Genomic DNA, 12284 nt, shown 5'->3' on the forward strand with positions numbered 1-12284 from the left:
GTCATGTACGAAGGGGTCGTCCAGAACCTGATCGACGAGCTGGGGATGCTTCCCGGAGTCGGTCCCAAGAGCGCGCAGCGCATCGCGTTCCACCTGCTGGCCGCGGAGCCGGCCGATGTGAAGCGGCTCGCGCACGCTCTGCTGGAGGTCAAGGAGAAGGTCCGCTTCTGCCGGGTCTGCGGCAACGTCGCCGCGGAGGAGGAGTGCCGGATCTGCCGCGACACCAGGCGCGATCTCCACGTGATCTGCGTCGTCGAGGAGTCGAAGGACGTCGTGGCCATCGAGAAGACCCGCGAGTTCCGGGGCCGATACCACGTGCTCGGCGGGGCGATCAGCCCGATCGACGGCGTCGGCCCCGACGACCTGAACATCCGAGAGCTCATGACCCGCCTGGCGGACGGCCAGGTCACCGAGCTGATCCTCGCCACCGACCCCAACCTCGAGGGGGAGGCGACGGCGACCTATCTCGCCCGTCTGGTCAAGCCGATGGGACTGAAAGTGACACGACTGGCCAGCGGTCTGCCGGTAGGCGGTGACCTCGAGTACGCGGACGAGGTCACCTTGGGCCGCGCGTTCGAAGGAAGAAGGCTCCTTGATGTCTGACGATGCGTGGAGCGCTCTCGCGGAACGGATCGCGGAGCACGCCAAGAACTACATCGACGGCCTGACCCGCCTGGCGGGCGGTGAGGGCGGCGACGCCATCCTGCCGCTGCTGCTGGTGGAGGTCGCGCAGGTCAGCTCGGCCGGCGCGCAGCTCGGCGCGAGCCAGGACGTGATCCTGTCGGGCAACTGGGAGCCGCACCTGGGCGAGGACCCGGACGTCGACGTCGTCCGTACGGCCCTCGCCGAGCGGCTGGGGCCGGTCGACGACTACGCCGAGGTCTTCGACCCCTACAAGGACACCGCGGTCACCCCGTACCGCCTGTCGGACGACTTGACGGCGGTGGCCGCCGACCTTCTGCACGGCCTGCGGCACCACAGGGCGGGGCGCCCCCTGGAGGCGCTCTGGTGGTGGCAGTACTCCTACTTCAACACCTGGGGCAACCACGCCGGCGCGGCGATGCGGGCACTTCAGGCGCTCGTCGCCCACACGCGACTCGATGTCGCCGAGGAGCGCACAACGGTGTGATCGTCCACATACTGGTTTGATCAGAAGGCCTCAGCGAGGGCGCCAGTAGACTGTGAGCTCCACAGCCCTAGATTGCTTCGGAGACATCTCGTGGCGCTCGTTGTTCAGAAGTATGGTGGTTCGTCCGTCGCCGACGCGTCCTGCATCAAGCGGGTCGCGCAGCGGATCGTCGCGACGAAAAAAGCCGGCAACGACGTCGTGGTGATCGTTTCGGCCATGGGCGACACGACGGACGAGCTGCTCGACCTCGCCCAGCAGGTCTCGCCGCTTCCACCGGGCCGCGAGCTCGACATGCTGCTCACCTCGGGTGAGCGCATCTCGATGGCGCTGCTGGCGATGGCGATCGCCAACCTGGGTCAGGAGGCGCGCTCGTTCACCGGATCCCAGGCCGGCGTGATCACCGACTCCTCGCACGGCCGCGCGCGCATCATCGACGTGACGCCCGGCCGGATCCGCGGGGCGCTCGACGGCGGCCAGATCGCGATCGTGGCCGGTTTCCAGGGCGTCTCGCAGGACACCAAGGACATCACCACGCTCGGCAGGGGCGGCTCCGACACCACGGCGGTCGCGCTCGCCGCCGCCCTGAACGCCGACGTGTGCGAGATCTACACCGACGTGGACGGCGTCTTCACCGCCGACCCCCGCATCGTCCCGGCCGCCCGCAAGATCCCCAAGATCTCGTACGACGAGATGATGGAGATGGCGGCGTGCGGTGCGAAGATCCTGCACCTGCGCTGTGTCGAGTACGCTCGCCGTTTCAGCCTGCCGATCCACGTCAGAAGCTCGTTCAGCACCAAGGAAGGCACGTGGGTCGTCTCCGACCCCGACAGCGAAGGAACAGAGATGGAGCAGCCGATCATCTCCGGCGTCGCGCACGACCGGAGCGAGGCCAAGATCACCGTTGTCGGGGTGCCCGACAAGGTCGGCGAGGCTGCGACGATCTTCAAAACACTCGCCGACGCCGAGATCAACATCGACATGATCGTGCAGAACGTGTCGGCGGCGACGACCGGGCGGACGGACATCTCCTTCACGCTGCCCACGAGTGACGCCTCGGCCGCGCTCACCGCGCTGAAGAAGATCCAGGAGCGCATCGGCTTCGAGTCGCTGCTCTTCGACGACCAGATCGGCAAGATCTCGCTGATCGGGGCGGGCATGCGCTCGCACCCCGGCGTCACCGCGACGTTCTTCGCCGCCCTCGCCGACGCGGGGGTGAACATCGAGATGATCTCCACCTCGGAGATCCGCATCTCGGTGATCGTCGGGCAGGACGAGGTGGACACGGCGGTCAGCGCCGCGCACCGCGCGTTCGATCTCGACGCGGACCAGGTTGAAGCCGTGATCTACGGAGGTAGCGGGCGATGAGCCGCAAGCCCACCCTTGCCCTGATCGGCGCGACCGGTGCCGTCGGCACCGTGATGCGCGACATCATCTCCAACCGTGAGGACGTCTACGGCGACATCAAGCTCGTCGCGTCCGCCCGCTCGGCCGGCAAGGTCCTGCGGGTCCGCGGCGAGGACCTCGTCGTCCAGGAGCTGACCCCCGAGGTCTTCGACGGCGTCGACATCGCGATCTTCGACGTGCCGGACGAGGTCTCCGCGACCTGGGTGCCGATCGCCGCCGAGCGCGGTGCCGTCGTCATCGACAAGTCGGGCACCTTCCGGATGAACCCCGAGGTTCCGCTGGTCGTGCCGGAGGTCAACCCGCAGGACGCGCGCACCAGGCCGCTGGGGATCATCTCCACCCCCAACTGCACGACCCTGTCGATGATGGCCGCGATGGGCGCCCTGCACGAGGAGTACGGCCTGCGCGAGCTGGTGGTCGCCTCGTACCAGGCGGTCTCCGGCGCGGGCGTGGCGGGCTCGGCCCGCCTCTACGACGAGATCGAGGCCCTGGCGGGTGACCGTACGGTCGGGCAGACCGCCGGTGACGTGCGCAAGGTCCTGCAGAACAAGCTCGGGGACGAGGAGTCGCCGTTCCCGGCGCCGGTGGCGTTCAACGTCGTGCCGTGGGCGGGTTCGCTCAAGGACGGCGGCTGGGCCTCCGAGGAGATCAAGCTCCGCAACGAGTCGCGGAAGATCCTCGGGATCCACGACCTGAAGGTCTCCGCGACCTGCGTCCGCGTCCCGGTGATCACCACCCACTCGCTGGCCGTGCACGCGACCTTCGAGCGCGAGATCACCGTCGCCGACGCCCACCGGATCCTTGAGGCCGCTCCGACCGTGGTCGTCATGGACGACCCGGCCAACGGCGTCTTCCCGACCCCGGCGGACGTCGTCGGAACCGACCCCACCTACGTGGGCCGGGTCCGCCAGGCGCTCGACTTCCCCAACACCCTCGACCTGTTCGTCTGCGGTGACAACCTCCGCAAGGGCGCGGCCCTGAACGCGGCGGAGATCGCCGAACTGGTCGCGGCCGAGTTCGCGTAGTTTCTCCGGGGTTCTCCGGGGTTTCTCCAGGGCCGTACGGCGGCGTGGTGTCCGATGACGCCACGCCGCCGTACGGCCCTCGCGGTCGCGGGGGGCGTGAACGCCGGGCGGGGAGAAGGCCAGGACGGGCACTTCGAGGATCGGCGATCCCGCGTGGTAGTGGGATCGAGGATCGCCGGCCCCGTGCGCTCCCGGACCGCGGGCCGGCGATCTCGCCTGGTCGTGGATCGAGGGCCCGTGCCCTCGCGCGGCCGGGCGATCCACGGGGTCAGCGGAAGAGGATGTCCCAGTGGTCCGCCTCGCGGGCGAAGAGGGGGCCCGACGTCGCCGACTGGCCGTACAGGCGGGCTCCGTCCCCCCGTACCCCCTGCGACGGATAGTTCTTCATGATGTAGCGGTTGATGCAGGCGTTGGGCTTTATGTCCAGCTTGTAGCCCGCGTAGTGGCTGTAGGGCCCGGGGGCGTGGCCCACCTCGGTGCCGCCGGTGACGACGAGGGGACAGCCGCTGCGCCGCTTCAGCTCGATGGCGCTGGAGACGGTCGCGGACCGTACGGCCTCCAGCGAGGTGCAGTTCCGCCCCTGGCGGTTCGCGCACTTACCCGAGGAGGTCCAGCGCAGGCCCGCCGCCCGCAGGAGCCGCTTGGCGTCCGTCTGCTGGAGCCGCGTGGGGTGCCGGGCCTGCTGTGCCTGAGGAGGGTTGGCCTCGGCCGGCTTTTCGAGGGCGGCGGGAGCCTGCTCCCCTGAGGCGACGGCGGCCGGAGGGGCCTGCACGCTTCCCTGGGCCTGGAACGCCCGTGTCTTCTCGGGGGTCCGAGAGGTGGTTTGCGGGATCCGGGGGGCCGCGGGCTTGCGGGGTGCGCCCGCCAGGGCGGCGGTCCGTGTTCGCGCGGTGTTCTCGGGCGGTTGGGTGGCGGCCTGTTCACGGTGTTCGCTCGGCAGGGTGGCGGTCCGTGTTCGCGCGGTGGTCGCGGTGATCTCGGCGGGCCGCGGCGGCGTGTCCGCGGGAGCGGCGTCCTCCGGCCAGAGGGGAAACGCGGTTTCCCGGCCCCGCTGGGCGGCCGCCGGGTGACACAGTTCCCGCATGTAGCGCCCGGCGGTTTCCAGGGTGCCGATGTCGTACACTCCGATGATCGTGGACCGGCGTCCTTCCGCCGGGCCGGCCGCGACGGGCCGGCTCACGATCGCGGCACCGGCCGACGCGTTACCGCTTTCCGCGGTCGCGCTGTGGTGCGGAGCCGACGCGATGAAAGATAGCTGCAGAGCGAGCAGTGCTCCGGCGGTAAACCGGGCAGCCCGCTGTCTACAGGGACATGTCCCCATTTATGTATCCCTTGTCGTGGGAGCCCTTCCGCCAAAAGGATCAATCCCACCCCCGAACCCGGATGATCCCTCACGAAGAGTGATTTTTGCCCGGTAGTGGGAATGATCGGGCGGCCTGATGACCTGCTGAGACGGCAGTTCCAGAGATAGGCGACATGTCGGTATTTGCCGCTTACGGCACCATCGTCACGTCCTCGACGGGTGACGCGGGGCGGGGCGGCATCGAGAGCGGCGGAGCAATCACGGATATGAGTGGCGAGGGCAATGTGGCGCGCTTAGGGTCGTTCACTGAGGCTCATCCCCGGTGGTGCGGGACGGATGATCTAGGGTTCGTCCAGTGGAGAAAGACCAGATGAGCCCGTTCTCCCAGCTCCGATTGACAGGTGACGAGCACCCCATGACCGAGCCGCCCCCGAGAACCCGTGGATCGGACAAGACCCGTGAGGCCATCGTGGAGACGGCCCTGCGGCTTTTTCGCGAGCGGGGGTACGAGGCGACCACCATGCGGGCCATCGCCGCCGAGGCCGGGGTGTCGGTGGGCAACGCCTACTACTACTTCGCCTCGAAGGAGATCCTGGTCCAGGCGTACTACGACCGGGCCCAGACCGAGCACGAGGCGGCGTGCGAGAAACTGCTGGCCACCGAGCACCGGTTCGCCGCGCGGCTGGCGGGGGTGTTGCGGGAATGGGTGCGGGTCTCCGAGCCGTACCACGAGTTCGCGGTGAAGTTCTTCAAGCACGCGGCCGAGCCGAACAACCCGCTCAACCCGTTCAGCGCCGAGTCCTCGCCCTCCAGGGAGGCGTCGATCGCGATCTACCGGCGGGTCGTGGAGGGGTCCTCCGACCGCATGGACAGCGAGCTGCGGGCCGAGCTGCCCGAGCTGCTCTGGCTGATGTCGATGGGCGTCGTCCTGTTCTGGGTGCACGACGAATCGGAGGGATGCCGGAGGACACACCGGTTCATCGACCTCACCGTGCCGCTGGTGGACCGCCTGGTGGGGCTCTCACACCTGCCCGGCCTGCGCGGGGTCGCCCGTGACTTCATCGCGGGGGTTCACGAACTTCGCGAGTGAATCCCGGCGGAACCCCATGAACAACCGTATCGATCTGATTACCCTGAGTAGCTGATTCGATGACGGATTCAAGGGAGTCCCATGGGCTGGGTAGCCGTGCTGGTGGTGGTGTCCGTCGCGATCGTGCTGATCGCGTTCCGCGTCCTCAGGAGGAAGGGGCGGGAGGACGGTGACCACGGCTCGTCGGCCGTCGACTTCTCCGCCAATCTCGCCCTCGCCGTCTACCTGCTGGTGCTGGCCTATGCCGCGGTGCTGTGCCGGGACGGGTTGTCGGTGTCGGGGGCCGACGTCCAGGCCGAGGCCGAGAGTCTCACCGAGATGTACTGGTCGGTGGCGCCCATCCCCGAGGCGGCACCCGTCCGGTCCCAGATCCGGCAGTACACCGCGCAGACCATCGACCTCGACTGGCCGCTCATGGCCGGGCGCGAGATGTCCCCGCTGCCCGGCCAGACCCTCGCGGACATGCGGGCCACGGTGCTCAGGCTCCGTCCGGTCGGCGACGACAGCAAGAACCTCCAGCAGGCCACGCTCGACCGGATCTCCGAGGTCTTCCATGCCCGCATCGTGCGGAACGACGACGCGAGCACCGGCCTGGAGAGCACCTTCGTGATCTTGTTGATCATCTCCGGGCTGCTGGTGATCGCGCTGCCCTGGACGACCGGGGCACGGCCCACGACCTCGTCGATCATCGCCGACCTGGTCCGGGTGGGCGTGGTCGTCATCGGCGTGTGCTTCATCATCCTGATCAGCCACCCGTTCAGCGGGCTCGGCGCCGTCGAGCCCGAAGCGTTCCGGGCCGCGCAGCGGCAGTACGACCAGATCGACGGCCACTTCCCCGCCCAGCCGTAGCCCTCATCGGCGATCGGGCCTTGGCCCGGCGCGCACGGCGGCCCGGAAGCCCGCCGGTGGATGTCCCACCGGCGGGCTTCGCCGTCCGTGCCGACCGGATCATCGCCGCCCGGATCATCCGCGGCCTCTGCGGTTGAGGGCGGTGACCGCGGCGACCGAGATCACGCCGGTGAACATCACCAGGAGGACCAGCTTTCTGTCGGTGCCCTTGCGCCGCTCGGCGTAGCGATCGAGCACCAGTCGCTGCCGCAGGAGAGGGGGCGCGCTGGAGGGCGTCGCCTTGGGCCGGGGAGTGCGGCTCGGTGTCGGTGTCGGCGTCGGCGTGGCGACGACTTCGGGGACGGGAACGGGAAGGGGTGGGGGCGCGGGGGCGCGGGGCCTGGGGGGTACGGAAGGCTCCGGGGCGGGAGGGACGGGAGGGACGGGATGAGCTGACACGGTGGGCGTCGGCCGCTCAGGCTCGGGCGCAGGCTTCGGTTCCGGCTCGGGCTTCGGCTCGGGCTTCGGTTCCGGCTTCGGCTCCGTTTTCGGTCTGGCCGGGAGGTCCGCCGGATGGTCCGATGTGGGCTTCCACCAGTTCCACCAGTGCCACCACGGGATCTTCCGGTCGTCCACCCCCGGCGGGGGCACGGTCGGATGGTCCGGTTCGGGTTTCAGCGCGGCCGAGTGGCCGGTGTCCGGCTTCGGCCGGTGTTCCGGCGCCGGGGGCAGGGGAGCCGGGGATGACGGCTCGGGCTCAGGGAGCGCCGATCGGCCGGAGACCAGGCTCAGGGCCGCGTGTGAGCCTCCGCGGGGTGGGGGCGGCCCAGAGCCGCCTTCCGCCGCGAGGGGATGTGTTCCGGCCAGAACGGGGGCCGCCATGCAGGTCGCGAGGACCGCCACGCCGAGCGGGCCCCGTCGTTGGTTCCTCCGCCGATGCTTCGTCACGTAAAGTTTCTAACATCATACGGAAAGTGATGAGGCGGTAAGCGGCCGGTCGGTGGAGATCATTCTTTTCTTACATACCGTCCGGTTGGTACGGTCAAGCTATTGACGGCGCCCCGAGCGGGTGCGGCAAGCTACATCAGAACATCGTTCTGGGGAAAGGTCCCCGGCGGCGAGCACCGACACGGAGGCGGCACATGACCACGGGCCCACGCTGGGGTATGACGATCCCCCTCTACGACCGTTCGCTGGCCGCTTCCAGGGATCTGATCGCCGAGCTCCCCGGACTCGGCTACACCGACGCCTGGTCCGCCGAGGTCAACGGCGTCGACGGCTTCGTACCCCTGGCGATGGCCTCGGAATGGGCCCCGGAGCTGCGGCTCGGCAGCGCGATCGTCCCGGTCTCCACCCGGGGTCCCGGCCTGCTCGCCATGTCCGCCGCCACGCTCGCCGACCTCGCCCCCGAGCGCTTCGTCCTGGGCATCGGGGCCTCCTCCCCGGCCATCGTGGAACGCTGGAACGCAGGGGAGTTCGTCAAGCCGTTCGCCAGGACCAGAGACACCCTGCGCTTCCTGCGCAAGGCCCTGGCGGGCGAGAAGGTCAGCGAGCGCTACGAGACGTTCGAGGTCAAGGGCTTCAAGCTGGAGCGAGCCCCCAAGATCCCGCCGAAGATCGTGCTCGCCGCGCTGCGTCCCCGCATGCTGCGCCTGGCCGCCGAGGAGGCCGACGGCGCGATCACCAACTGGCTCTCGCCGTTGGACGTGCGGAAGGTCAGGGCCGAGGTCGGCGAGGAGACCGAGCTGATCGCCCGGCTGTTCGTGTGCGTCAGCGAGGACGCGGAGAAGGTTCGCGAACTCGGCCGCCGGATGCTCGCGGGCTACCTGACCGTCCCGGTCTACGCCGCCTTCCACGACTGGCTGGGACGTGGCGAGGTGCTGCGGCCGATGCACGAGGCCTGGGCGGCCGGAGACCGGCAGGCGGCGCTCAAGGCCATCCCCGACGAGGTCGTGGACGAGCTCATCGTGCACGGCGACGCCGCCACGTGCCGGGCCAGGATCCGGGAGTATGTGCGCAACGGCCTGAACACGCCGGTCCTCGCCCCCATCCCCGGGGGCGGGATCCCGATCGCCCAGGCCGTACGAGAACTGGCCCCCGTCGAGGAGTGACCCTTGCACGACCTGTTGAAGCTCGACGCGCTCGGACAGGCGCAGGCCGTGAAAAAGGGAGAGATCTCCTCGAGGGAGCTCGCCGAGGCGGCGATCGCGCGGATCGAGGCGTGCGACGGCGCGATCAACGCGGTCGTCCACCGCCGGTTCGAGCGGGCACTGGCGGAGGCGGGCGAGGCCGACCCCGAGGCGCCCTTCGCGGGCGTGCCGACGCTGTTGAAGGACCTGGGCTGGAGCATGGCGGGGGAGCCGTACCGCGCGGGGTCGCGCACCCTCGAGGGGATCTTCGCCGAGCGCGACGGCTACGCGGTGACCAAGCTGCGCCGGGCGGGGTTCACGATCCTGGGCCGGACCAACACCCCGGAGTTCGGCACCGCGATCACCACAGAACCGGTGACGTGCGGTCCCACCCGCAACCCGTACGACCTCCGCTACAGCAGTGGAGGATCGAGCGGCGGGTCGGCGGCGGCGGTGGCGGCGGGCATGGTCGCGGTGGCCTCGGCCAGCGACGGCGGCGGGTCGATCCGGATCCCGGCGAGCATGTGCGGGCTGGTCGGGCTGAAGCCCGGCAGGGGCAGGGTCAGCTCCGGCCCCTCCGGAGGCGAGCCCTGGGCGGGCTTCTCGGCCGCGGGCCTGCTCTGCCGTACGGTCAGGGACAGCGCGGCGACCCTCGACGTGGTCGCCGGGACGATGCCGGGCGACCCGTACGGCGCGCCCGCCTGGAGGCGCCCGCTCGCCGAGGAGGTCGGGGCGGACCCCGGGCGGCTGCGGATCGGTTTCCTCACCGAGCACCCTGGCGGGGGCGTCCCGTCCGACCCGGACCTGGTGGCCGCGGTCACCGGGGCCGCCGGGCTGCTGGAGGCGCTGGGTCACGACGTCGAGCCCGGAGGGCCTTCCGCGCTCGCCGAGGACGGCTTCGCCTCGCACTTCGGCACGATCGTCGCCGCCCACGTGGCCGCCGACGTGGAGGACATCGGGCGCTGGCGTGGCAGGCCCGTCGAGCCGGGCGAGCTGGAGACGCGCAACCGCATCCTGGCGAAGGCGGGCCGTGAGCTCGGCGCGGTCGGCTACGTGACCTCGCGCGACTGGATCGACGGGTTCAGGCGGCGGATGGCCGACTGGTGGGAGTCGCACGACCTGCTGCTCATGCCGTCCCTGGGGGTGGCGCCCTTCCCGCTCGGCTGGCTGCCTCCCGACGACGTCAGCACCTCGCGGGGCCGCACCAACCGGGCGGTGGCGTTCACCTCGCCCGTCAACGCCACCGGGCAACCCGCGATCTCCCTGCCGCTGCACCACACCGCGGACGGGCTGCCGGTGGGAGTGCAGCTGGTCGCCGCCGCGGGGCGGGAGGACCTGCTCATCCGGGTGGCCGCCCAGATCGAGGAGGAACGCCCCTTCCGGCACGCGGCGATGCGCTAGCGCCGCACGCCGCTCCGGTGTGGCTTTCGGGAACCCTGTCCGGAAGTCACGCGTTATATCGTGAGGCGGTGGGGTAGTACGCCGCCAGGCGAACGTGGTTCCGAGGAGGATTCCATGGCGAAGGCGGCGCGCGCGGCGCAGGCGTGGCGGACGTACAAGGACGTGACGAAGCCGGGCTCGCCCGGTCTCGGCGCTCGTCTGCGCGCCCTCCCCAGGATGGTCGGCGCGGTCATGCGCGGGGAGTATTCCGGCATGGGCAAGGGCAAGCTGGCGATGATGGGGCTCGGCGTGCTCTACATCATCTCGCCGATCGACGTCGTCCCCGACTTCCTGCTTCTTCTCGGGGTGGCCGACGACTTCGGCGTGTTCCTCTGGCTGATGGGCTCCCTGCTCGGCGAGGGCGGGCGTTACGTCGACTGGGAGCGCGAGCGGGTCAGGTCCGTTCAGCCCTGAGCCGAGGGCGCGAGCGGGTCGAGGTTACTCCGTCCCCGGCGGGGAGTTCGAGCGAGTCCGCCTCGGCCCCCTCCTGAGCCGGACGCGCGAACGGTCAGATCTGTTCCATCCTGAGCCAGGCGCGCGAGGGCAGCGGGTGGCCGAACAGGCGGGCGGCGTTGCCGTAGGCCACCCGGGCGATGTCGGCGGGCGGCAGGCTGCCCAGGTTCGTCGCGACGGCCTGCTGGGTGTCGGGCCAGGTGGAGTCGGAGTGCGGGTAGCCGCTCTCCAGAAGCACGTGCTCCAGCCCGACGGCGAGCCGCACCCCGGAGAGGGCGTGGTCGTTGAGCGTGCCGAAGAAGAAGTTTCTCCGCAGCACCTCGCTGGGCTTCAGGCCGCCCTCCCACGAGGCCTCCCCCGCCACCGGGTGGTCGAGCGCGTAGTCGGCCCGCTCGGCCAGCATCGGCAGCCAGCCCACGCCGCCCTCCACGATCAGGATCCGCAGCGCGGGGAAGCGCAGTGGGATGCCCGACCAGAGCCAGTCGGCACAGGCGAACATGGCGCTCGCCGGCATCAAGGTGGTGATCGCCTCGATCGGGGTGTCCGGAGACGGGACCGGGGCCCAGGAACCGGCACCGGCGTGCAGGCAGACGACGGTGCCGGTCTCCTCGCACGCCTGGAAGAACGGGTCCCAGTGGTCGCTGTGGATGGACGGCAGGCGCAGCCGGGTGGGGAACTCGGGGAAGAGCACCGCCTTGAAGCCGCGCGCCGCGTTGTCACGGATCTCCTTGGCGGCCACCTCGGGGTCGGTCAGCCAGGGCAGCTGCAGGGCGATGATCCGCTCCGGGTAGGTGCCCGCCCAGACCTCCACGTGCCAGTCGTTCCACGCGCGCAGCACCGCCAGGCCCAGCTCCTGGTCGCGGGTCTTGGCGAAGACCATGCCCGACTGCCCGGCCAGCATGCCGGGGAAGCAGAGCGCGGCCCAGACGCCGGCGCGGTCCATGTCCTCGATCCGGGCCTCGACGTCGTGGCATCCGGGACGCATGTGCTCGAACCGCACCGGGTCGAGCGTCCACTGCTCGCGGGGCAGGCCGGCGCCCACGTCGAGCCCGGCACAGGGGTAGGTGGCCCCGCCGTAACGCCAGACCTGGTGACCGGAGTCGGTCTCGACCACCTTGGGCGCCTTGTCGGCGTATTTCTCCGGGAGCCGGTCGTCGAACATGTCGGGCGGCTCGATCAGGTGGTCGTCGGCTGAGATGATCACATAGTCCCGCCGCCTGGGCTCGGGGTCGGGGAGCAGCGGCGTAGTCACACGGTCAACCGTATTCCGCTGGAATAACACTCATCAAGCCGCAAGGTCTCCGCTTGGTATCTCTGTCTCCCACGACGTCTCCCACGACATCTTTCGCGACGTCTCCCGGGATGCTCGCCGTGACGTCTTCGGCAGGCGGCCGGGCGGGCCCCGGGGCCACCGGAGGGGGGTGAGGCGGCCCCGGGGGGCGGGCCCGCCGGAGGGTGCTGCCCATGGCGGGCCCTGCGAGAG

At 70.2% G+C, this 12284-nt stretch carries 12 protein-coding genes; 9 read left to right on the top strand and 3 right to left on the bottom strand.

Annotated elements, in window-relative coordinates; genetic code table 11:
• Positions 1-3: 3 nt before the first annotated feature.
• The 4 genes from recR (at position 4) to ACTOQ3_RS35450 (ending at position 3558) form a co-directional block, all read left to right on the top strand.
• Positions 4-603 (top strand): recombination mediator RecR, encoded by a 600-nt coding sequence (gene recR, locus ACTOQ3_RS35435; protein ID WP_362688050.1) that lies wholly within the window; start codon positions 4-6, stop codon positions 601-603.
• On the top strand, positions 596-1129 hold the full coding sequence (locus tag ACTOQ3_RS35440; RefSeq protein WP_440070628.1) for a DUF5063 domain-containing protein: 534 nt from the start codon (positions 596-598) through the stop codon (positions 1127-1129). Before recR ends, ACTOQ3_RS35440 begins: the two co-directional genes overlap by 8 nt.
• Before the next feature lie 90 nt (positions 1130-1219).
• Complete coding sequence (locus ACTOQ3_RS35445; RefSeq protein ID WP_362688044.1) at positions 1220-2494, top strand: aspartate kinase; 1275 nt, start codon at positions 1220-1222, stop codon at positions 2492-2494.
• Positions 2491-3558 (top strand): aspartate-semialdehyde dehydrogenase, encoded by a 1068-nt coding sequence (locus tag ACTOQ3_RS35450; RefSeq protein ID WP_440087835.1) that lies wholly within the window; start codon positions 2491-2493, stop codon positions 3556-3558. Before ACTOQ3_RS35445 ends, ACTOQ3_RS35450 begins: the two co-directional genes overlap by 4 nt.
• 268 nt (positions 3559-3826) lie before the next feature.
• Here ACTOQ3_RS35450 and ACTOQ3_RS35455 read toward each other — a convergent pair whose 3' ends face one another.
• Positions 3827-4681 carry a hypothetical protein gene (locus tag ACTOQ3_RS35455; protein WP_440087836.1) on the bottom strand — a complete coding sequence of 285 codons (855 nt, stop codon included), beginning with the start codon at positions 4679-4681 and terminating at the stop codon, positions 3827-3829.
• A gap of 535 nt (positions 4682-5216) precedes the next feature.
• On the opposite strand from ACTOQ3_RS35455, the gene ACTOQ3_RS35460 reads away from it, so the two are divergent.
• Together ACTOQ3_RS35460 and ACTOQ3_RS35465 are read left to right on the top strand one after the other, a co-directional pair.
• The gene (locus ACTOQ3_RS35460) at positions 5217-5951 is read left to right on the top strand and encodes a TetR/AcrR family transcriptional regulator (RefSeq protein WP_440087837.1); all 735 of its coding nucleotides are present in this window, start codon (positions 5217-5219) and stop codon (positions 5949-5951) included.
• A gap of 81 nt (positions 5952-6032) precedes the next feature.
• Positions 6033-6800, top strand: a complete 768-nt coding sequence (locus ACTOQ3_RS35465) for a hypothetical protein (protein ID WP_440087838.1) — start codon at positions 6033-6035, stop codon at positions 6798-6800.
• 114 nt (positions 6801-6914) lie between these two features.
• On the opposite strand, the gene ACTOQ3_RS35470 is transcribed toward ACTOQ3_RS35465, so the two are convergent.
• Positions 6915-7037 (bottom strand): hypothetical protein, encoded by a 123-nt coding sequence (locus ACTOQ3_RS35470; RefSeq protein ID WP_440087839.1) that lies wholly within the window; start codon positions 7035-7037, stop codon positions 6915-6917.
• Positions 7038-7921: 884 nt separating this feature from the next.
• Here ACTOQ3_RS35470 and ACTOQ3_RS35475 point away from each other — a divergent pair.
• The 3 genes from ACTOQ3_RS35475 to ACTOQ3_RS35485 all read left to right on the top strand — a co-directional run bounded on the left by ACTOQ3_RS35475 (position 7922) and on the right by ACTOQ3_RS35485 (position 10762).
• Positions 7922-8890 carry an LLM class F420-dependent oxidoreductase gene (locus ACTOQ3_RS35475; protein WP_440087840.1) on the top strand — a complete coding sequence of 323 codons (969 nt, stop codon included), beginning with the start codon at positions 7922-7924 and terminating at the stop codon, positions 8888-8890.
• A gap of 3 nt (positions 8891-8893) precedes the next feature.
• On the top strand, positions 8894-10309 hold the full coding sequence (locus ACTOQ3_RS35480) for an amidase (protein WP_440087841.1): 1416 nt from the start codon (positions 8894-8896) through the stop codon (positions 10307-10309).
• A gap of 114 nt (positions 10310-10423) precedes the next feature.
• Positions 10424-10762 (top strand): YkvA family protein, encoded by a 339-nt coding sequence (locus ACTOQ3_RS35485; RefSeq protein WP_440070620.1) that lies wholly within the window; start codon positions 10424-10426, stop codon positions 10760-10762.
• Positions 10763-10856: 94 nt separating this feature from the next.
• Here ACTOQ3_RS35485 and ACTOQ3_RS35490 read toward each other — a convergent pair whose 3' ends face one another.
• Entirely contained in the window at positions 10857-12053 is a 1197-nt protein-coding gene (locus tag ACTOQ3_RS35490; RefSeq protein ID WP_440087842.1) for an amidohydrolase family protein, read from the bottom strand.
• Between the last annotated feature and the right edge of the window lie 231 nt (positions 12054-12284).

The organism is Streptosporangium sp. LJ11 (genome assembly GCF_051918945.1).
Taxonomy (GTDB): domain Bacteria; phylum Actinomycetota; class Actinomycetes; order Streptosporangiales; family Streptosporangiaceae; genus Streptosporangium.